The sequence below is a fragment of the Streptomyces sp. LX-29 genome, from assembly GCF_029541745.1.
GTDB lineage: Bacteria > Actinomycetota > Actinomycetes > Streptomycetales > Streptomycetaceae > Streptomyces.
The window spans coordinates 6,818,144-6,838,189 of record NZ_CP089746.1 but is presented as its reverse complement, the minus strand read 5'-3'; the positions used below and the strand labels follow the sequence as shown (position 1 = coordinate 6,838,189).

Here is a 20,046-nt window from a genome sequence, read left to right as displayed (position 1 = left end):
CCCCGTGCGGCGCCGCAGCGGTCTCAGGCCCGACCTCTAGGCCAGGGTTGCCCTGGGCATGACGTCGGCGGGGACGGGCGAGAGTCGGTAGGCACCCTCGTGGGAGACGACGCGGCCGGCGGTGGGCGGGGCGAAGTGAGTGCCCAGAACGAGGGCGTCCGTGTCGGCGAGTGAGCCGAGCAGCGTGCGGCGCGAGGTCTCGGCCTGTTCGGGGTCGATGTCGACACAGGCGCCGATGGCGGGATGGGCCAGCTGGACGGGGTGGTGGACGCAGTCGCCGGTGATCAGAGCGGTCTGGCCGCGGCTGGTCAGCTCGACGGCGACGTGGCCGGGGGTGTGGCCGGGCGTGGGGAGCAGGCGGAGGTGCGGGGCGATGTCGGCGCCCTCGGTGGGGACGTCGACGAGGTCGAGCAGACCCGCTTCCTCCACCGGAACCACGGAGTCCTGGAACATCTGCTTGCGCGCCCCCTCCATGTCGTACCCGGCCCAGAACTCCCTCTCCGCGCGGGAGGTGACATAGCGGGCGTGAGGGAAGGTCGGGACCCACTCCCCGTTCGCCTCGCGCGTGTTCCAGCCGACGTGGTCGGCGTGCAGGTGGGTGAGGATCACCAGGTCGACCGATTCCGGGGGGAATCCGGCGGCGGCGAGGCGCTGAAGGTAGTCGGTGTTCAGGTGGTGCCAGGCGGGGTTGGCCCGCTCCTTGCCGTTGCCGATGCCGGTGTCCACCAGGACGCGCAGTCCCCCGACGGTGACCGCGAAGCTGTGGCTGTCGAGGTACAGGATGCCCTTGTCGTCGGCGAAGTGGGGGCGCAGCCAGTCCTGCCCGGCGACGACGGCGGGGGTGGCGTCCGGCAGCAGCCATGATCCGGTGGCGGGCGGCAGGAGTGTCTCGTCGATGCGATGGACGGTGACGTCGCCCACGGTCCAGGTGGGGATGGCGGTCGGGTGGGTGGCCGGCGGAGTGCTCATGACGGTTCGTCTCCCTGGTCTCGTGCGCGACGGCTGGTGCGGGCGGGGATGGCTTCTACACCGCCGCTCCCGCCCACCGCCCTGCCGGGCCGCAGGGGCGGGGCGTGGGTGCTCGGGGCCTGACGGTGGGCGTGGACGAGGCACCGACACCGCTAAACGCAATTAGTTTGCTTTAGGCCACCGTAGAGCCCTACAGTCAACTAACGCAAACGTTTAGCTTTAGATCCCTGGAGTGCCCCTCCACTCCAGCCCCGAGGGGAGAAGTCCATGTCCAGCTCTGACCTCGCCCCGCCGGACGCGGCCCGGTGGGCCGCCCGCGCCGGCCTCCCGCTGCCCGCCGACCGCCACGCCGCGGTCGCCGCCGTCGCCCATCACATCCACTCCGTCGTCGCGGTCCTGCGCGAGCTGGACTTCGGGGACACCCCGCCCGCCCCCGCCTACCGCGTGGAACAGGAGAAGCACGATGCAGCCGTATGAACTGCCCCTGGCCGCGGCCGCCGACGCGATCCGCGCTCGACGGCTGTCCCCCGTCGAGCTGGCGGACTCCGTCCTGGAGCGCGTCGAAAAGGTGGAACCACGCCTTCAGGCATACGTCACCGTCACCGCCGAGCACGCCCGGAAGGCCGCGCGTGAAGCCGAGCGCGACATCGCGATGGGCCGCTACCGCGGTCCGCTGCACGGCGTTCCGATGGGCCTGAAGGACCTGATCGACGTGGCCGGCATGGCGACGTCGGCCAGCTCCCGGGTCCGCGCCGGCCACCGCGCGGAGACCGACAGCACGGTCGCCGCGCGCCTGACGGCGGCCGGCGCGGTCCTGCTCGGCAAGACGCACACCCACGAGTTCGCGTACGGCCTGACCACCCCGCAGACGCGCAACGCCTGGGACCGCGACCGGGTCGCCGGCGGGTCGAGCGGCGGATCCGCCGTCGCCGTGGCGTCGGGCGCCGCGGCCTTCGCCCTGGGCACCGACACCGGCGGGTCGATCCGGGTGCCCGCCGCGCTCAACGGGGTGGTCGGCCTCAAGCCGACCTATGGGCTCGTTCCCCGCCACGGCGTCACGCCCCTGTCCTGGTCGCTGGACCACGTCGGCCCGATCACCCGTACCGTCCAGGACGCGGCCCTGGTCCTGAACGCGCTGGTCGGGCACGACCCGCGCGATCCCGCCTCACTCGCCACGCCCGCCGTCGACTATCGGCCGACCACGGGCGCGAGCCTTTCGGGGCTGCGGATCGGCGTGCCGCGCACCTATTACTTCGACCGCGTCGACCCCGAGGTCGAAGCCGCCGTCCGGCGCGCCATCGACCATCTCCAGGCCCTCGGCGCGCGCCTCGTCGACGTCGAGATCCCCATGGCCCGTTACGTCCAGGCCACCCAGTGGGGGCTGATGGTGCCCGAGGCCACCGCCTCCCACGAAGCCACGCTGCGCACGGTCCCCGAGCTCTACGGGGACGACGTCCGCGTCCTCCTGGAGGCGGGCGCGCTGATGCCCACCGGGGACTACCTGCGCGCCCAGCGCTCCCGCACCCTCATGCGGCAGGAATGGGCGCGCATGCTGCGGGAGGTCGACCTGATCGCCGCACCCACCGTCCCGGCGACCGCCGTGAAGGCCGGCCAGGAGGTGATCACCTGGTCCGACGGCACCGTCGAGGGTGTCTCCGACGCCTATGTGCGCCTCTCGTCCCCCGCCAACATCACCGGAGTTCCGTCCCTGTCCGTGCCAGTCGGCCACGACGCGGCGGGTCTGCCGATCGGCATGCAACTCCTGGGGCGACCTCTCGGCGAGAGCGTCCTGCTCCGCGTCGGCCACGCCTATGAGCAGACCCAGCCCGCCCGCGAGCTCGCCCATGCCGCGTGAGCGCGTGCTCGATCTCGACTGGATCGTCGTCCAGCGGGACCGAGCGCGTCTACCGATCTCCCCTACGCACGGAGCGGGTGGGCCGTAGACGCACCCGGGCGGAAGCCCACTACTGATCTTCTCGTAAGTTCGGTGGGTGTGGTGGGTGGATGGTCAGGCCGGTGTGGGCGAGGAAGGACCATGGCAGTTGTGGGTTGTGGTTGATGCGGTGGATGCCTTGTTCGGTGGCGTCGGCGACATCGGCGAGGTGGTCGCCGGCGAGGTTGGCGAGTTCACGTTTCTTGAGTGAGGACCACAGCAGCTCCACCGGGTTCAGCTCGGGAGCGTAGGCGGGTAATCGCTCCAGCGTGAGCCAGTCCTGGTCGGCGACCCAGGCGCGCATCGCCCGGCTCCAGTGGGCGGACAGGCCGTCCCAGACCAGGACCACCCGCTCGCCGCGGTAGAACACCTTCATCTGCTCCAGGACCTCGATGAGGGCGGTGGTGTCGTAGCTGCCGGGCTTGAGATGGAAGCACAGGCGGGCCCCTCGATCGGGGTCGGTGGAGTGGTATCCCAGGGCCCCGGCCATCGACGCCCGCTTCCAGTTCAACCGGTGCCGCAGCAGCGGGGTGCGACCTCGGGGTGCGTAGGTGCGGCGGATCTGAGGCAGCAGGGAGACGCCCGATTCGTCGAGGAACACGATCCAGGCACGTGTGTTCACGGCCCCTTTTTGATCCGCGGCCACTCGTGCGCGATCCAACGGGCGATCTCCGACTCGTCCCTCTCCACCGCCCGCCGCTCGGGCCGCTGCAGACTCCATCCGAGCCGGCCGGTCAGCAACCGCCACACCGACGCCCTCGACAGCACCACCCCCGTCACCCGCTCCACGACGTCACCGACTCGCTCCAGGGTCCACAGGTCGGCCTCGAAACCATGAGCCTGGGCACCCCGCTCCAACGCGGCCCGGACGGTCTCGACCTGGGCGTCGTCCAGCTTGGGCGGACGACCGGTGGCCGCACGCCGACGCAAGGCCGAAGCACCACCTTCCTCCCACGCCCGCCGCCATCGCCGCACGCTCTCCGCACACACCCCCACCGCCCGCGCGATCTCCGCATTCGAGACACCGTCCTCGAACAACTCGACCGCCCGAACACGACGTGCCTCCGCCAACTGAGGCCGCGACAAAGGAGGAAGGGAGGCACCGGCAGCCGAAGGTGAAGGTTGATAAGCCACCCCGACAGCCTCCCACCCACACCGCCACCACACCCACTGAACTTACGAAAAGATCAGTACTGATCTTCTCGTAAGTTCGGTGGGTGTGGTGGGTGGATGGTCAGGCCGGTGTGGGCGAGGAAGGACCATGGCAGTTGTGGGTTGTGGTTGATGCGGTGGATGCCTTGTTCGGTGGCGTCGGCGACATCGGCGAGGTGGTCGCCGGCGAGGTTGGCGAGTTCACGTTTCTTGAGTGAGGACCACAGCAGCTCCACCGGGTTCAGCTCGGGAGCGTAGGCGGGTAATCGCTCCAGCGTGAGCCAGTCCTGGTCGGCGACCCAGGCGCGCATCGCCCGGCTCCAGTGGGCGGACAGGCCGTCCCAGACCAGGACCACCCGCTCGCCGCGGTAGAACACCTTCATCTGCTCCAGGACCTCGATGAGGGCGGTGGTGTCGTAGCTGCCGGGCTTGAGATGGAAGCACAGGCGGGCCCCTCGATCGGGGTCGGTGGAGTGGTATCCCAGGGCCCCGGCCATCGACGCCCGCTTCCAGTTCAACCGGTGCCGCAGCAGCGGGGTGCGACCTCGGGGTGCGTAGGTGCGGCGGATCTGAGGCAGCAGGGAGACGCCCGATTCGTCGAGGAACACGATCCAGGCACGTGTGTTCACGGCCCCTTTTTGATCCGCGGCCACTCGTGCGCGATCCAACGGGCGATCTCCGACTCGTCCCTCTCCACCGCCCGCCGCTCGGGCCGCTGCAGACTCCATCCGAGCCGGCCGGTCAGCAACCGCCACACCGACGCCCTCGACAGCACCACCCCCGTCACCCGCTCCACGACGTCACCGACTCGCTCCAGGGTCCACAGGTCGGCCTCGAAACCATGAGCCTGGGCACCCCGCTCCAACGCGGCCCGGACGGTCTCGACCTGGGCGTCGTCCAGCTTGGGCGGACGACCGGTGGCCGCACGCCGACGCAAGGCCGAAGCACCACCTTCCTCCCACGCCCGCCGCCATCGCCGCACGCTCTCCGCACACACCCCCACCGCCCGCGCGATCTCCGCATTCGAGACACCGTCCTCGAACAACTCGACCGCCCGAACACGACGTGCCTCCGCCAACTGAGGCCGCGACAAAGGAGGAAGGGAGGCACCGGCAGCCGAAGGTGAAGGTTGATAAGCCACCCCGACAGCCTCCCACCCACACCGCCACCACACCCACTGAACTTACGAAAAGATCAGTAGAAGCAACGATTTCGCGTTAAGGTGGGTCGCGTGAGCAGGCAGATGGTGCGTCCCGGTGGGCGCAGCGCCCGGGTCCAGGCATCGGTGCACACCGCGGTACGCGAACTCGACGCGGAGATGGGCCGGGACGCCCTGACGATCCCGCTGATCGCCGAGCGCGCTGGCGTGACCCCGTCGACGATCTACCGTCGTTGGGGGGATCTGCGGGAGCTGCTGTCGGACGTGGCGGTCGAGCGGCTGAGGCCCGACACCGCGCCCCAGGACCACGGTGCCCTCTCGGTCGACCTGACGGCCTGGACCGAGCAGTTCCTCGACGAGATGTCCTCCCCCACCGGCCGCGCCTACATCCGCGACGCCCTGCTCGGCGACCCGGACGGCAGCAACGCCGGCCAGTGCTCCGCCTATGCCGCCGAACAGATCGACGTCATCCTCAGCCGCGCGACCGAACGCGGGGAGAGGGCACCCGACGTCGAAACGGTCATCGACCACGTCGTGGCCCCCCTGATGTACCGCATCCTCTTCCGCCCTCAAGGGCTCGACCTCGCGTACGCGCGTCGGCTCGTGACGGCGACCCTCAGCCCGGCCGACCAGTGATCGGGGAATGCCCGTTTGAACGCTTCCTGGAACGCGAAAGGGCCGCACCCGGTGGGTGCGGCCCTCGTCACGCTCGCGCAGGCGTTTTTCTCTCCCGACCACCGGCGAAGCCACCCGCACCGCACCGATGGCATGATCGGACCCTCGACGAGCGCCCTCGCCCGTCCTTCACCGGAAAACCACGCTGTCCGGCACGAAGCCACCCCTTTAACTAAACATCTAATAAATCGGTCAAAGAATTGATACCTATAGCATCGCGGGTGTTTTCGCGAATAAACAGAATAAAGTTCTCCGCGTGGCGTCAACCACGGGCGATACTGTGGGCCGCGACGGGTGTGATCGCCCTCGGATTCCTCATCGCGCTGGAGATGGCCGCGCGCCATTACACCGGCCAACCGGGGCCGATCACCAACCAGGCGCGAGAGGTGATATTCGCCCCCAAACCGGGGCCGCTGTACGGCGGTATGGCGTTGATGATGGTGGTGCTCACCTGGCGGCAACGGTTCATCGCGGCTGGTGCGGCGATCGGCATCGACATCGTCTTCGTGCTGGTGCGGTGGGCGGTCGACGCCGAGGTACCCGAAGGCCATTTCTTCGGCAACGGCGCGTTGTGGGTGATGTTGGGCTGTGCGGTCATCGCCGTCACACGCCGCACCGGCCGGGAACGTGCCCTGCTGCTGAAGGGCGTCGGGCTGGGCCTGCTACTGGTGGCCGGCCGCAAGACCGGCGATACCTGGCTGCTCATCACCTCGAAGACCCGCACGGAGGTGCTCGACCCGTACGTGGCGACCGCCGATCACGCGCTGGGCAACCCGTCGTGGCTGGCAGGCCGGATCCTCGAGGCAACCGCCCCGATCGGCACCCATCTTCTCGACTGGGTCTACGCCGAGCTCGCGGTGGCCGCGATCGTCGTCGCGGTGTACCAGCTGCGTCACGTGGCGGTCGAGCGCCGCTTCCCACGCCATCATCTGGTGCGCACCTTCCTGGTGATCGGCCTGCTCGGGCCGGCCGTCTACATGATCTTCCCGGTGGTCGGACCGATCTTCGCCTACGGCCCGGGCACCTCCGGTACCGGCGGCGTGGAGTGGGCGGTGGCCAACCTGTGGCCGGACACGCCGCCGTCGATCACCACCCCGCACCCGGTGCCGTACGACGGGCTCACCCCGCGCAACTGCATGCCCAGCCTGCACACGGCGTGGGCTCTCGCGATCTTCATCCATTCCCGCGGAAGCTCCCGGATCCTGCGGTTCGCAGGCACGTTCTGGCTGGTCGCCACGCTCGGCGCCACGCTGGGCTTCGGCTACCACTACGGCGTGGATCTCATTGCCGGCGTGGTGTTCGCGCTCACGGTCGAGGCGGCTCTGCGCTCCTACGACCGTGGCTGGGACCGGTCGGGAATGCAGCTGGTCGCCTACGGCACCACGGTCTTCGCCGCGCTCCTGGTGTCCTATCGCTATCTGCCGATGGAAATGGCCGAGAATCCGTGGCTGTTCGGGCCGCTCCTCATTCTGGCGATGGCCTCGGTGATCTACGGCTACATACGGACCACCCAGCGGTGGGAACCGAAGGCCGCGCCGGCACCGCAACCGGAACCGCGACCCGAACTGGTCTGAGCCATGTCGCATCTGGCGGTGGGCGCTTCGCGCGGTATCAGGCACCGGGTCCAGCCGGCTGGCCTCAAGGGCGCATACGGCCTGTCCGACGTGGGGAGCTACGGCCCCCGTCGGACAGGCCGTGACGGCGGCGGGTGCCGGCCCCCCGCCAGCCTGCCCGCCTGCCCAGCCGGCGTTCCCGCGGTGCTTCCGGGGAAGGGCTCGACGCGTCAGATGATGATCACGGCTGTCGCCTGGGGCCCCTTCGGGCCTTGGGTGACCTCGAATTCGACGCGCTGGTTCTCCTCCAGCGCGCGGTAGCCGGCGCTCTGGATCTCGGAGTAATGGACGAAGAGGTCCGGGCCGGAGTCCTGCTGGATGAAGCCGAAGCCCTTCTCAGCGTCGAACCACTTGACGGTGCCCTGCGCCACGGCTGCTCCTGTTCCCTACTGGTGTCAAGACGGCCCCCATTGTCGCCTCCCGACCGTCTCCGCCCGGTGGGCGACACGCGTGGTCGGGGCGACATAGAGGCATGTTCGATTCGGGACCGCGCCGGCTCCCGCGTAGTGGGTCAGCGGCTGTCCGGCGACGGTGAGCGCCGTACCGAGAAGCGAAGGGCGAACGGGTCGAAGGTCGCGGGCAGCGAGGACGACCGTGTGCCCGGCGGGGCCGCTGATGGCGTCGATGCCCCAGACTCTCGCCGTACGCGTTCTCGCCCGCTCGGCTCGTCGGCGCCGTCGCCTCGTTCGGGCTGTGGTGTCAGCCGCCGCCGAGGGCCCGCTTGAGTTGGTCCTTGTTCATGGTGGATCGACCTTCGATGTTGCGGCGCTGGGCTTCGGCGTAGAGCTGGTCGTAGGTCTGGCCCTGTGAGCCCTTGCCGGAGCGCTGCCCACCGCGCTTCCCGGAGGACATGTCCTGGGTGGAGCTGCGGCTGGCGGTCTTGGACTCGCCGGAGCGGGCCCGTTCCTTGTTGACCGTGCGGGCGGCGATCTCCTCGGCCCGCTTCTCGCTCTCGCCCCGATCCTTGGCGCTCTCCTTGATGTGCTCGTACTGCCGCTCACGCTTGGGGCTGGAACCTCTGGGCATGACACTTCGACTTTCTCTGGTTTTCTACGGGTTTGTACTCAGCGTGTGCCCGTCGTGCCCCCGCAGCAAGAGGAGGCAGCCATCCGGAATCCCGCCCGCCCGTTAACCCGAGGTGGACCGGCGGGCGTCGAAGGGCCCGAGGGGTGACACCGGCGGCGACGGCGCCGGGGGCGGCGACCCGGGGCGTCGCCGGTGGTGGCGCCACGCCGATGATCGGGGCAATCGGGCGGTGGCGCGGAGCGCATGGTGTGTGCTGTCCGGTGAGCGGGCCGTCCTGGAGTCCCGGCCCCCGCCGGCGCAGCGCCTTCGTATCCTCACCATCCCCCGGGACACGACGGCGCTGCGCCACGCCGACCGCCACCGCGCCATGGGGCCGCGGGCGGCCAGGTCGGGTACCTCCGGTACGTCGACCTGGCCGCCCGCGGCCCGCGCTTCTTCCTCGTAGGGGGACGTCAGGGGCGGGGAGGGACGAAGGGCGTGCGGGATGCGTGGTGGAGGAGGGCGGCGGTGGTGGTGTGGGAGCCGGTCAGGGGCCAGTGGGGGTCCTCGCCGGTCAGGGCGGCGAAGAGGCGCTGCCAGGCTTCGTCGTCCGTGCCCAGGAGCCTGCCGGCCAGGGCGGCGAGTTCGTCGGTGGCGTCCTGAACGGCGGCCCGGAGGGCGGTGGGGAGTTCCTGGCGGACGGCGGCCTCGGCGAGGTAGTGGAGCATGCGGTTGGCCATGACGCCACCGTGGATGATCTCCTTGCCGGAGAGCAGGCCCCGTTCCAGAAGGCGGTCGAGTACGGCGGCCCACTCCTTGCGCGGGATCGACAGGTTCGGGATGTTCCCGATGGCCGCACGGGCCCAGCGGGGACCGCGGTCGGTCAGGGTGCGGGCGATGAAGCAGGACCAGTGCGTGAAGGCCGCCGGCGCGAGCTCGTCCGGAGCGTCCGGCAGCCGGGCGATGGCACCCCATACCCGCGAGCGGAACGGCTCCTCTTCGTGAGCCTTGATCAGGACGTCCCAGTCGCGGGTGTAGGGGAGGTCCAGGATCTCCTCGTGTTCGTACTCCCCACAGGTGCGGAGCTTGGCGACAAGGCGTTCCGTGCTCAGTTCCTTGTCGAGCCGGGCGGTGAGGACGGCATCCGGGTCGGGCGCGGCCAGCGCCTTCGTGGCGACCTTGGCGGCACCCGCGCTGAGCAGTCCGCGGTCGATCAGCGAGCGCAGACGGTCGGAGCCACCGTGACGAAGGGCGTTGCGCGCGGCCAGGAGGTGGTCAGGCAACGGAACGCGCCTGCCCCACGAGGCGAGCGCGTGCTCCACGAGTTCGGGGTCGGCCGCTTCGACCAGAACGCGGTGGTACTTCGCCGACCGCTTGTCGAAGTAATGCCGTGCGAGCAGCCGTTCGCGGAGCTCCGGGGCGAGCGGGAGGAGGTCGTCCGGCCCTTCGGCGGCGCGGCCCTGGGGCTGGCGGGACAGGATGATGCGGCGGATCTCGACGGTCGAGCTGCCGCTGTGGACGACCCCGTACAGCGTCGCGTTGATCGTGGGGTCGTCGACCGCCAGCAGCCTGAGATGCAGGTCCCGGCGGCGTGAGCTTCGCGCGAGGACGAGCAGCGCGGCGCGGTCGTCGTGGGCGAACAGATGGTCGAGGAGGGCGTCGGGCATGTGGTCGGTCTCGCAGGCGCGCTCGGTGAGGGTGACCGTGGCCCCCGCGTCCAGCCGCGGCAGTACGGCCGCGAGAGCCTCGGTGCCCGCGTGGAGCAGGAGTCCGGCGCCTGCGGGGGTGAGCACCGTGGGGACGGTGCTCGCGCTGCCGTGCTCGAGCAGCTCGACGAACGGCCGCTCGGCGCCGTCGCCGTCCATCGCCGCGAGCGCGCGCAGCCACCGCTCGGGGTCGGTGCCGAGCCGGTCGGCGACCAGCCGGCGCGCGGCACGCACGGCGGCGGCGGCCGGCACGTTGCGGGTGAACCAGCGTCTCGGCAGCGGGGACATCTCGCGTGCCGGCGTCCGGGCGACCATGTCGCCGGGCGCGACGATCCCCTGCCGACAGGCCAAAAGCTCGTCCTTCTCGGCTTGGTCGCTCATCCACTCGGCGAGGCGCCGGCGCGTGTCGGGCGAGGCATGCCGGGCACACGCCTCCACGAGCCAGTCGGGATGGACGGGCCCGGGGAAGTCGACCGGGTGCGTACGGGTGAGGACGTCGAGCACACCGGGGTCGGTGGGCAGCGGGGCACCCTCGACGAGCGCGCGGAGCAGATGTGCGGAGGCGAGGGCCGCCTCCGGGTCCAGGACCTTCTTCCGCTCCCGCTGTTCGGCGTAGGTGAGTGTGGGAGCGGCGGGTGCGGGTGCCTCGGCCGCCGTGGGAGGCTCGGTGTTCCCGGCCTTCACGTCGAGGCGGGCCAGCTCTTCCGCGTCGGGTCGGGGGCCGGCCGCCTGCGCGGCCGTGGTGATCAGTTCGGCGAGCGAGCCGGCGAAGGTCCCGACCAGGTCGAGCGCGATGACCCACGCTTCCGGGTGGCCGGCCAGATGCCGGTGCACGAGGTCGACGGCGTGCCGGTGGGCTCGGGTGCCGAAGGCGCCGGGGCGGAGGTGGGCGAGGGCCGCCGCGGCCGGCCGGGCGGTGTCGACGAGCCGCTCGGGTTCGAGCAGGTCCCGCTCGACGGCGTCGACGAACCAGCCGTGCAGTCTGGCGTCGTATGCCCTGGAGCGCAGGTGATCGATCGGCTCGGCGTCGAGCTTGCCGGCGTGGGTGGTGAGTGCCTGGCGGACCGCCTCGTCGACGTCCTCGTGGCGGAGGAGCTCTTCGAGGGGCTCGGGCTGGAAGGTGTGCTCATGGTGGGCGGCGATCAGGCGCGGGAAGTCGTACACATAGGGCTCGTGCACGATCTCCCGCATCAGCCGGCGGGTGGCATTGCGTCCGCGCGGGGCGGCGAAGATCCGAGGCAGCACCTCGGGGTCCTCATAGGGCTCCAGACCCTCCCGCAACCGGTCCAGGCCGTCGGGGTGCTCCAGTGCGGCGGCCGCCTCGGTCAGGATCGCGGGCGGGTCGGTGGGGACCAGGTCGAGGAGCCGGCGTACGGCGTCCGGGCCGCCGCGTTCCCACACCCGGACCACGGAGAAGCGGCGCGCGCCGTCGCTCGCCCACCATCCCTTGGGGCCCCAGGAGTGCAGGACGAGTTCCGGGTCGCCGCTCGTGATCAGCGGGCTGCGACGGAACCGGTCTGCGATGGCGAGGAGTTCGGTGCGCAGCCCGGCGTCGAAGGGGACGGGCTCGGTGCGGCCGGGAGTGCGGGGGACGCCGGAGGCGATCGCGCGGCGCAGGGACAGCGTGGCCTTCTGGTTGCGGTACACGGCGGCGTTGACCGCCGGCTCGTCGCGCTCGGTCAGCCGACGCAGATCGCGGATGCCGAGAGTGATGTTGCCGCCGAGGGCGGCCCACACGCGAGGGTCGGAGGCCCCGAGCGCGGTCTCCAGGGCGTGCGCAGGCAGCGAGCCCTTGCCGAGCAGGGCGTGCAGCAGTTCGTCGGGCAGGTGCGGGAGCAGCTCGCGCAGGTCGTCGGGGTCGGCGGCGTACAGCAGGAACCGGTACGGCTTGGTCAGGGCGGGGGGTGTGACCGAGGGTGCGGGCTCGGGGACCGCGCCGTCGGCGATGCCCGCCAAGAGGTCGGCGAGGGTGCCCTTGTACCGGGAGAGGGAGGTGCGCAGGGTGGCCCAGTGCCGCGGATCGTCGCCGAGCCGTCGGTGGAGGAGCGCGCGCAGGGGTGTGCCGGGGCCGAGTTCGAGCAGAGCCAGGGCCGCTGTGCGGGCGGGGGTGACGGTGTCGAGGACGAGCGCGCTGAGGTCCGCGTGGTCGTCGGACGGGCCCAGGCCGGTGGCGATCCGGAGGAGCTCGGGGTGGCCGGGTGTGCGGGCGGCGGCGCGCAGCAGGGCCGGGCAGGGGGGTGCGACCTCGGCGACCACCGCGGAATGGGTGCGGTACAGGTCGGCGAGCAGCCGCTCGGGACAGTCGGGGTGGGCGGCGAGAACGCGTACGGCCGACTCCGGCAGCGGCGCGGACCGATGAGCCGTCAGGATGACGTCCCAGTCGACGGTACGGCGCCAGGCCGGTTCGGCTTCGCCCGCGCGGAGTCCGGCCACCATGCCTTCCGGCTCCTCGGCGGCCGCCACCGCGGCGCGCAGCCGGTCACCGCCGAAGTCGCTGTCACCGTCGCCGTCGTCGTCGTCACTGTCACTGTCGCTGTCGCCGTCGAGCGCGCTGCGCGCGAGGTCGGCGACGTCGGGGTGCAGGGGGACCGGGCCGGTTGCCGGGTCGAGCAGCGCGCGCAACCGGTCGGGGTGCGCGAACAGCCCGAGTACGGCGCGCAGCTGCTCGGCGGTGGTCAGCGCGCGGCCGCAGGTGCGCAGGGCGTGCTCGGCCAACTCGGGCGCGTCGCTCACCACCGCCGCACCGACGAAACGGGGAAGCGCCGGCGCTTCCCGGTTGGTCGCGCGGATCCGGGCCAGCAGAGGGGCGAGGGCGGTGGGCTCGGGGTGCCGTCCGGGAGAGAGGATGAGACGACGCATCCAGGGGCGGGCTTCGGCGTGCTCGTACACGCGCTGATCGACAACGGGGTCGGGGCGTTCGAGCAGCGCGGCCAGGTCATCGACCGTGAGCCCCTCGGCTCGGGCCAGGGTTCGCCGTACCTGCGCGTCGGGGTCGCCGGCCGCCTTCGCCCGGGCCTCCGCGGTGAGGGGCACCCAGGCGAGGTAGCGGGGCTCCGCTTCGTCCAGTCGGCGACGTATCCGCCCGGCATCGCCGGGGGCGGCCCCGGCCAGCAGCAGGGCGAGCAGTTGCGCACCGCTCCGGTCGTAGCGGGTCACTGAGCCTGTTCTCACCGATCGCGTCCCTTGCGTCTGTGGCCGGTCGTCTTCGCACGGTTGCCCGAGGGGAACACCCCATCACACAGGCGTGCGTCGCTCTCCCAGAGGGTCGCGCGGGCGCGAAATCCCCCGCCGGTCATGAGGGTTGACCGTGGCGGCCGACGGTCTGGCGAGGGGAGACGAGGCCAGCGGGCGCGAGGGCCGCGGGCACGAGGACTGTGGGCGCGAGGGCCGCAGGCGTGAGGGTCGTGGACGCGAGGACTGCGGGCGCGAGGACTGCGGGCGCTCCCCCGGCGTTCCACGTCGTTCGTTCCCATGGGAAAACCCGACCTCCGCGACCGCGCCCAGGTCGTCGCGTTCGCGTACGAGTCCGGCGCGGTCGTCGCAGGCGGGCGGTGACCGGGGGCGGCGCGAACCGGCTCACGCGGCGGGACGGTCCGCGGACTGTCGCAGGAGGGCGGGCTCGCGCCGCGTCGGCCTTCGCAAGAGCTTCCCGAACCCGTCGTTCAGCCGGGGTGCGCGTCCGTCAGTTCCTGCTCCCATCTGAGGAGGTCGTCGAAGTACGACCGACCCCTGTCCGTCCACTCGGCGACCGGCTTCAGTGCCGCGATGGTTCCCTGGAGACGTCGCAAGGCGCTGTCACGCCTCTCGGAGACCTCCGGCGGCGCCGACCGCTCCCGTGCCCAGCGGGCGAGTCCGTACGTCATGCGCGCGAGGACATGCGCGGCGTGTACGGCACCGGCGACCGGCCGCGGATCGGCGCGCAGTGAGTGGGTCACCATGTCGTCGCCGTTCGTCACGAACGTCTCGAAGTGGTTTCGCAGGTAGAGGGCATGGTGGCCCGTTTCGTGCAGGAGCGCCTCGAAAGCGGCGGGAGTGCTTTCGACGCTGGCGGTCCCGAGGTAGACGGCTCCGAAGGTCTGTCGAAGCGTGGCCGAACGGAAGGCGCCGGCCTGCACGTACACGATGACACGGATCAGGAGATCCGTTTCCAGGGCGGCCTCCGGCCATACCCGTCGCAGGGTCTCCCGGGCAGCTTCCACGTGCGCGGTCGCCTCTGTCATGTTCGGCGCGCTGAAAGCGGCATCACTCGCGCCGGTTGTCCGCTGAATGTCGGACAGAAGTTCCTCGGCGCCCTGGAGGCACCAGTCGGGGCATGACGACGCGCCGAGCGCGACATGCTCAAGCGCCGGCATGGGGCCCGCGGTGGCCAGACCGCGGATCAGGTCGGCGATGCGCTCGCGATCCGCCGTGGTCCCGGAAGCGTGGGCCGCGCTGCTCCCGGCGGATGTCCGGGTCGCCTCCCACACCAGGGCGGGGTGCAGGCCGGAGGGTTCATGGCCTTCCGGGAGACGGGGTTCGAGGCGCCGGAGGACCGCCCGTTGGTAGCTTCGGACCAAGCTCGCGGTCCCGGTCGACGTCATTCCGACCCGGATCAGCTCGTCGCGGCCGACCCCCATCACTCGTCACCGGGTTTCGACTCCACCACCAGGATGTCAGCGAGCGAGGTCGCTTCGGTTCTCGCGAGTTCCTGCTCGCGCGCCTGGAGTCGTCGCAGGATCAGGGCGGATATCATCTCGTCGCCCAGGTCCTCCAGCGCACGCGACACATCCTCCCGGACGGTCTGCCAGATCACCTTCGACTGGCCGCTCAACGCCTCGGACCTGCCGGGCAGACGGCCCCGCAACGATTCGGTCCGCTCGGCCACCAGATCCAGCACGTCGTGCAGGACCTCAAGCCAATGGTCCTCCACTCCGTCGGAGAACGTGATGTGGACGGACCCGTGGTCTCCCGTGATCCCCTCATGGTAGTAACCACGCGGCAGGTAGAGGCAGTCACCGGGGTGGAGGGTGACTTCCTGAGACAGCGGAGTCTCCGGCTTGTCGCCCGGCTTGGAGCGCCTGATCGGCCATTGCTTGGGCGGTTCATGGAGCCGCCATGTCTTGGAGCCGGCCAGCTGTCGTATGAAGACGCTGGCCATGTCGTAGTGCACCGGGGCACCCTGCGCATGGGGCGGCGTCAGGAAGGCGTTGGCCGCGACGGGGCATCCGACGTCTTCCGACAGATCCGCGCAGAAGGCCGCCACCTCGGGGCAGTACGTGGACATCGCCTGAAAGACGAGCGTCGCCCCCGCTCGCATCTCCGACACGACGTACCGCGGGTCCGCGAGCCCTGCCAGCACTCGGCGCTCATCGGCTCCGCCTTTGGTCTTGGCGTCGTCCCGGACTCCTATGTCCTCGCCGTGGCGCCACAGCCTGACATAGGGGGTGCGCAGCCCTCGTTCGAAAAGGAGCTGCTGCGCGATCTCCGTGGAGAACACATGGCCGAGATCACCCAGGTTTCGGCTGACATGCGGCTGCTTGTCCCGAACAGATGCCAGCATGGACGGATCATCAAGAACTTGTTCGACTGCCATCTCCGGCTACCTCCGAATTCTCGACAGCTGACGGTTCGTCCTGATGGAAATCGCGCACCCCGGGCACGGCCAGTACCGCCGCCGAGGCACCGAGCTGCACCACCGCGGCGACGACCAGCACGGTCGTACGCCCCACGGCGTCCGCCAGAGGCCCGGCGCACGCGAGGCCGATCGGCAGCAAGGCGAGGCTGCACAGCCAGTCGACCGAGGTCACCCGGCCGAGAAGCGACGGGGGGAACTGGCGCTGCAGTGCGGTTTGCAAGAGGACGTTGAAAGGCATCATCGCGAGTCCCGCGATGACGTATCCGCCCATCACCCACCAGATGGAGAATGGGGTGAGCAGTACCAGGGGAACGGCGGCGAAGAGCGCGTTGAAGATGATCGCACTCGTTCCAGGGCGCCTCAGTGGTACGCGCCCGACGGCGATCGTGCCGATGAGGCCGCTGAGGCTGAACATGGCGATCACCAGACCGTAGGCCGAAGGCCCCGCGAACTCCTCCTGGGTGATGACCGGCAGCAGCACCATGTGAGGCGCGACGACGAACATGGTCTGCACCGCGGTCATGGCGAGAACGACCGACGTCCAGCGAACGCGGCGCACCGCCGACAGACCTTCTCGCGTCTCGTGGATGATGGAGGAGCGGGTCGCCGGCCGTTGCATCGGCGGTTCGTTGACCGCGAGGACGCACACCAGACTGACGACGAACGTGACGGCGTTGACGGTGAACGCCCACCGGGTCCCGGCGGTGGCCACCAACAGCCCGCCGAGCGCCGGCCCCATCACGGCTGCGGCGCTCTCCATGGCGCCTCGCCAGGCGTTCGCGCTGAGCAACCGCTCCTCGGGGACGAGCGAAGGCACCAGCCCGCCGTACGCGGGTCGGAAGAACGCCTCACCGCTGCCCACCAGGAAGGTCATGACGGCGAGCGGAAGTGTGGCCGTGTCGAACGCTCCCAGCACGACCACCGTGATGGCCGCCAGCCGGAATCCATCAGCGAAGATCATCGCCCTTCGCCGGGGCACACGATCCGCCCAGACTCCGCCGAGGAGCGCGAACAGGACCATGGCCAGGATTCGACCGCCGATCACCAGCCCGACGTCGCTGGCGTCACCGCCGACCTCGATCACCCGGAGAGACACGGCCACGGTGAAGAGCTGGTCTCCCACGGCGCTGACGGCTTGACCGGCCCAGAGAAAGCGGAAGTCGCGCAGTTCCATGGCGCTGCCGGCCATGCGTCCGGTAAGCATCTTGCTCAGCTTGGGCATGCTCAGCCGATCGAAGCCGCCGAGGCAGGGTCGGTCAACTGGCCGTAACCGAACCCGCAGCAGTCGCCCGTGATGTCCTCGTCCCTCACCAACTCAGGGTGCGCGTCCCCGGTCAACGGAATGTCGGCCAGATCGACAGGCGATGGCTCATCGTCGACATAGATCTCCGCACCATCCGTGATGAGGTCGAGATGCACCTTCTCCTCGTAACCGACCACCGAACGGTCCTGGTTGTGCTGGCCGAAGCCGATGTGCACTCCCACTCGTCGTTCGTTGATGTGAGAGTTGGCGGAGATGAACTGGTCGATCCCCGAATTGGTTCCGAAACCGAGCTCGCCCACGCGGGTGCCGTGTGGCTGTCTGAAGCAGAGCTCCACCAGCTCGCGGATGTCGTCGTCGGCACACGCGAAGCCCGTGGCGCGCCCGTCGGCGATGTCGACCGTCAACGGGTGAGCCGCCAGCCTGGTGTCGATCCGAGTGATGACGTTGCAGTTGAGCGCGCCGTCCGCCACCAGGCGGCCGTCGATTCCGGCGGGATAGGTGGCGATCTCCCCCGCCGGGAGAATGGTGAACCCGCCGGGCCGCCATACGCCGCGGTTGCTGATCCAGTCGAATCGATCGGAGTCGAGTCGGATGCGCAGGTCGGTGCCGCCTCGAGTGCGGACCCTGACACTGCGCGCCTTGGTCAGTCGCGTCAGCAGTGCGGCGTTCCGGGCGCTGAGTTCGTCTGGTCCGAGGTTGACGGCCTTCTCGAAGAACTCCCGCGAGGCGCTGATGACGCGCACCACCATGCATCGGTCACCGCCGAACCGTTGCAGCACGTCAAGGAGGGGTGAGAAGTGAGACATCGTGTCTCGCTCGAGCGTGAAGATGACGAGCCGACCAGTCAGGGGGTCGGCCGCCGCTACGGCGGAGTTCAGACGCTGGGCGAACTCGTAGTCCACGAGCGGCCGCATGCCGATCAGCTGTGTGCTGAGGTTGCGTTGCTTCAGGCCGGCCACCAGCCAGGCGGCCGCCTCCCGGCTGTCCGGAGAGAAGGCGACGACGCAGTGATCGCGATGGGAGATGCCGACGTACCGGTCGAGGAGTGAATCGACTCCAGCCCGCAGTTCGCGGCTGGGCTGCACAACGCTCAAGACTTGCTCCCCATGGCCTGTGGTCGTTGCGATGGGAGTTCCAGCCGCGGGAATCCCCTGCGGCTGGAACTCCCCATAGCCCTGCAGGAATGATCAGGTGGCTACGAACCAGGCCATCAGGGGACCCTCGTCGCCACTCCCCACCGGCTCGAGAACCGCGTCCGACTCGGCGGCGGAGAGTTCGCGCAGCGCGTCCTCGACCAGCGATTCATAGGTGGCTGATGCGGTAGTGGTGTCGATTGCTGGTGTGTGACTCAGTGCCATCATGACTCCTCTCAGACAACAGCGTTCACGTGATGCTAGGTGGCATGGCCACGCAAGGTCAACACTGACGTTCCATCAACACACGCCCATTCGAAGGGAGTTGACGCGGCTCGGTCTCGGCCCTGTAGTCCTAGCTCGTGCACCAGGTCTCGGGGATCGTGGCGCCCCACCAAGCAGGCTCGGCCGATCGGACGCGGACCCACACGGACAGCCTGCGTGCCCGCAGGGCAACAGCTGCGTTTGCGCGACCGGTGGCAGGCCGGGCGGGCGTATGAGGAGGTGCGTGGTGAACCGCTCGCAGAATGTCGCAGCATCCGCAGGGTGAGCCGGCGGCTCGCTCCCGTGGGGACAGCCGCCTCCGGCGTGAAGAGCAGGACGATCAACGGTGGTCCTTCGCCGGTCGACAGGCAGGGCAGTCCGTGCATCATGACGCGGCTCCCCGGACTCCGCCGCCGGCGTCGAGGCGGGTGATGCGCCGCTGCGCGGCGAAGGCAGCGGCCGGATAGCGCGGGTCGGGCCGCAGGGCGTATTCGCGCAGGCACGCTTCGGTGAACTTGATGACGTGCTCGTCGCCGTGCTCGGCGGCGCGGGCGCCCAGCTCGTCCAGTGGGGGCAGATCCGGTATCTCCGACTGCCAGGCCACCGTGCCCTCGCCGCGCCGGTCCGAGGTGAAGGCGAACAGGAACGCCGACTGCACCTGCCAGAGCCGGGCCAGCGTCGGCTCGTACAGCTCGGGCGGTAGATGCGGGAGTACGAGGCGGACGGCGGCGGGAGCCGTGACGCCGTGGATCAGCGGAACGGGGTACACCTCGGGGTGGCCGAGATAGACATCGGCGAACTGGGCCGTCATCTCGCTCAGCAGCCGAGGTGCCTGCTGCGGTGCCAGTGTTTCCAAGGACTCGCCGTAGCCGGGGAGTTCGGCGAGCGTGTCCAGGCGGTGGCGGGCGGTACCCGGCCCCATCGGGCCGTCGAGCGGTACGCGGGGCAGCGTGGCGACCGCGTCGGGCAGCTCGTGGGGGCCGTGCAGTCGAGGGCGGCCGGGGAGTTCGCTGTAGCGGGCCGCCCAGTAGGCCAGGCCGCGGGCCAGTTCCTTCAGCTGGAGCGCTGTGGTTCCGTCGCCGGTCGCGTACAGGCCGCGTACGGCGTGCGCGGTGCGGATGACCCCGTGCGTCAGGCCTGCGAACAGCCCTGGAAGCAGGCGGGGCCACCAGCGCACGAGCACCTCGCGCCAGTGCGCCTCGGCCAGTTCGCGGACGAAGAGCCGCTCCCAGTCCCCGGCCCGCTGGAAGGTGCCGAGGGCGGAACGCCACGAGGACTCGTCCGCAGGGTCCAGGGCGAAGCGGGCGGCGGGAGGCTCGTGGTGTTCCATCGCCTTCCGGTAGCGCCCTACCCACCGGGCGACTTCGTCCACTTGCCCGAGCAGGGCGAGCGCCTCGGCGCCCATCGGGCCGTGGTTGGCGAGATCCACCCCCTGTCCTCGTTCGTATCCCAGGTCGTCCATGCGTTCCAGGGCGTCATTGAGCGCATCGCTGTAGCTGATCGACGGCATAAGAGATCCTTCGGAGAGCCAAACAGTTTGGACATCAGAACCATATACA

18 protein-coding genes are annotated in these 20,046 nt (G+C 70.2%); 4 read left to right on the top strand and 14 right to left on the bottom strand.

The genetic code is table 11. The features are described from left to right. Positions 1-36: 36 nt before the first annotated feature. Complete coding sequence (locus LRS74_RS28810; protein ID WP_277743723.1) at positions 37-969, bottom strand: MBL fold metallo-hydrolase; 933 nt, start codon at positions 967-969, stop codon at positions 37-39. A gap of 267 nt (positions 970-1,236) precedes the next feature. Here LRS74_RS28810 and LRS74_RS28805 point away from each other — a divergent pair, with 267 nt between their 5' ends. Together LRS74_RS28805 and LRS74_RS28800 are read left to right on the top strand one after the other, a co-directional pair. After that, a complete protein-coding gene (locus LRS74_RS28805; RefSeq protein ID WP_277743722.1) occupies positions 1,237-1,446 on the top strand; it encodes a hypothetical protein in 210 nt (69 codons plus the stop codon). Further along, on the top strand, positions 1,433-2,824 hold the full coding sequence (locus LRS74_RS28800) for an amidase (protein ID WP_277743721.1): 1,392 nt from the start codon (positions 1,433-1,435) through the stop codon (positions 2,822-2,824). The genes LRS74_RS28805 and LRS74_RS28800 overlap by 14 nt, the downstream gene beginning before the upstream one ends. 109 nt (positions 2,825-2,933) lie before the next feature. Here the strand turns inward: LRS74_RS28800 and LRS74_RS28795 are convergent, their stop codons facing one another. From LRS74_RS28795 to LRS74_RS28780, 4 genes are all read right to left on the bottom strand, one after another. After that, positions 2,934-3,524 carry an IS630 family transposase gene (locus tag LRS74_RS28795; protein ID WP_277739087.1) on the bottom strand — a complete coding sequence of 197 codons (591 nt, stop codon included), beginning with the start codon at positions 3,522-3,524 and terminating at the stop codon, positions 2,934-2,936. Then, positions 3,521-3,832: a winged helix-turn-helix domain-containing protein gene (locus LRS74_RS28790; RefSeq protein ID WP_277739088.1), complete on the bottom strand. Its 312-nt coding sequence runs from the start codon at positions 3,830-3,832 to the stop codon at positions 3,521-3,523. The genes LRS74_RS28795 and LRS74_RS28790 overlap by 4 nt, the downstream gene beginning before the upstream one ends. Positions 3,833-4,089: 257 nt before the next feature. Further along, on the bottom strand, positions 4,090-4,683 hold the full coding sequence (locus LRS74_RS28785; RefSeq protein ID WP_277739089.1) for an IS630 family transposase: 594 nt from the start codon (positions 4,681-4,683) through the stop codon (positions 4,090-4,092). Then, positions 4,680-4,991 carry a winged helix-turn-helix domain-containing protein gene (locus tag LRS74_RS28780; protein WP_277739088.1) on the bottom strand — a complete coding sequence of 104 codons (312 nt, stop codon included), beginning with the start codon at positions 4,989-4,991 and terminating at the stop codon, positions 4,680-4,682. The genes LRS74_RS28785 and LRS74_RS28780 overlap by 4 nt, the downstream gene beginning before the upstream one ends. Positions 4,992-5,297: 306 nt before the next feature. Between LRS74_RS28780 and LRS74_RS28775 the strand changes: the two genes are divergently transcribed. Together LRS74_RS28775 and LRS74_RS28770 are read left to right on the top strand one after the other, a co-directional pair. Further along, positions 5,298-5,849 carry a TetR/AcrR family transcriptional regulator gene (locus LRS74_RS28775; protein ID WP_277744981.1) on the top strand — a complete coding sequence of 184 codons (552 nt, stop codon included), beginning with the start codon at positions 5,298-5,300 and terminating at the stop codon, positions 5,847-5,849. A gap of 260 nt (positions 5,850-6,109) precedes the next feature. Further along, positions 6,110-7,462: a phosphatase PAP2 family protein gene (locus tag LRS74_RS28770; RefSeq protein ID WP_277743720.1), complete on the top strand. Its 1,353-nt coding sequence runs from the start codon at positions 6,110-6,112 to the stop codon at positions 7,460-7,462. 209 nt (positions 7,463-7,671) lie between these two features. Here LRS74_RS28770 and LRS74_RS28765 read toward each other — a convergent pair whose 3' ends face one another. From LRS74_RS28765 to LRS74_RS28725, 9 genes are all read right to left on the bottom strand, one after another. Then, positions 7,672-7,872, bottom strand: a complete 201-nt coding sequence (locus tag LRS74_RS28765) for a cold-shock protein (RefSeq protein WP_277743719.1) — start codon at positions 7,870-7,872, stop codon at positions 7,672-7,674. Positions 7,873-8,200: 328 nt separating this feature from the next. Next, positions 8,201-8,527, bottom strand: a complete 327-nt coding sequence (locus tag LRS74_RS28760; RefSeq protein ID WP_277743718.1) for a plasmid stabilization protein — start codon at positions 8,525-8,527, stop codon at positions 8,201-8,203. 452 nt (positions 8,528-8,979) lie between these two features. After that, positions 8,980-13,383, bottom strand: coding sequence for a hypothetical protein (locus LRS74_RS28755; RefSeq protein WP_277743717.1), 4,404 nt, complete (start codon positions 13,381-13,383; stop codon positions 8,980-8,982). Positions 13,384-13,874: 491 nt separating this feature from the next. After that, a complete protein-coding gene (locus tag LRS74_RS28750; RefSeq protein ID WP_277743716.1) occupies positions 13,875-14,828 on the bottom strand; it encodes an HEXXH motif-containing putative peptide modification protein in 954 nt (317 codons plus the stop codon). Further along, on the bottom strand, positions 14,828-15,784 hold the full coding sequence (locus LRS74_RS28745; protein WP_277743715.1) for a cupin domain-containing protein: 957 nt from the start codon (positions 15,782-15,784) through the stop codon (positions 14,828-14,830). Before LRS74_RS28745 ends, LRS74_RS28750 begins: the two co-directional genes overlap by 1 nt. Further along, complete coding sequence (locus LRS74_RS28740; protein WP_277743714.1) at positions 15,762-17,048, bottom strand: MFS transporter; 1,287 nt, start codon at positions 17,046-17,048, stop codon at positions 15,762-15,764. Before LRS74_RS28740 ends, LRS74_RS28745 begins: the two co-directional genes overlap by 23 nt. Before the next feature lie 2 nt (positions 17,049-17,050). Continuing rightward, positions 17,051-18,184, bottom strand: coding sequence for a hypothetical protein (locus LRS74_RS28735; RefSeq protein WP_277743712.1), 1,134 nt, complete (start codon positions 18,182-18,184; stop codon positions 17,051-17,053). 93 nt (positions 18,185-18,277) lie between these two features. After that, positions 18,278-18,451 (bottom strand): hypothetical protein, encoded by a 174-nt coding sequence (locus tag LRS74_RS28730; RefSeq protein ID WP_277743711.1) that lies wholly within the window; start codon positions 18,449-18,451, stop codon positions 18,278-18,280. A gap of 421 nt (positions 18,452-18,872) precedes the next feature. After that, positions 18,873-19,997: a questin oxidase family protein gene (locus LRS74_RS28725; protein WP_277743710.1), complete on the bottom strand. Its 1,125-nt coding sequence runs from the start codon at positions 19,995-19,997 to the stop codon at positions 18,873-18,875. Positions 19,998-20,046: the final 49 nt, after the last annotated feature.

Bases quoted from the DNA above. Each gene is read 5' to 3' on its own strand.
- LRS74_RS28800 (WP_277743721.1), top strand. From the start codon at position 1,433: ATGCAGCCGTATGAACTGCCCCTGGCCGCGGCCGCCGACGCGATCCGC.
- LRS74_RS28725 (WP_277743710.1), bottom strand. From the start codon at position 19,997: ATGCCGTCGATCAGCTACAGCGATGCGCTCAATGACGCCCTGGAACGC.
- LRS74_RS28810 (WP_277743723.1), bottom strand. From the start codon at position 969: ATGAGCACTCCGCCGGCCACCCACCCGACCGCCATCCCCACCTGGACC.
- LRS74_RS28760 (WP_277743718.1), bottom strand. From the start codon at position 8,527: ATGCCCAGAGGTTCCAGCCCCAAGCGTGAGCGGCAGTACGAGCACATC.
- LRS74_RS28740 (WP_277743714.1), bottom strand. From the start codon at position 17,048: ATGCCCAAGCTGAGCAAGATGCTTACCGGACGCATGGCCGGCAGCGCC.
- LRS74_RS28750 (WP_277743716.1), bottom strand. From the start codon at position 14,828: ATGGGGGTCGGCCGCGACGAGCTGATCCGGGTCGGAATGACGTCGACC.
- LRS74_RS28805 (WP_277743722.1), top strand. From the start codon at position 1,237: ATGTCCAGCTCTGACCTCGCCCCGCCGGACGCGGCCCGGTGGGCCGCC.
- LRS74_RS28775 (WP_277744981.1), top strand. From the start codon at position 5,298: ATGGTGCGTCCCGGTGGGCGCAGCGCCCGGGTCCAGGCATCGGTGCAC.
- LRS74_RS28745 (WP_277743715.1), bottom strand. From the start codon at position 15,784: ATGGCAGTCGAACAAGTTCTTGATGATCCGTCCATGCTGGCATCTGTT.
- LRS74_RS28730 (WP_277743711.1), bottom strand. From the start codon at position 18,451: ATGATGGCACTGAGTCACACACCAGCAATCGACACCACTACCGCATCA.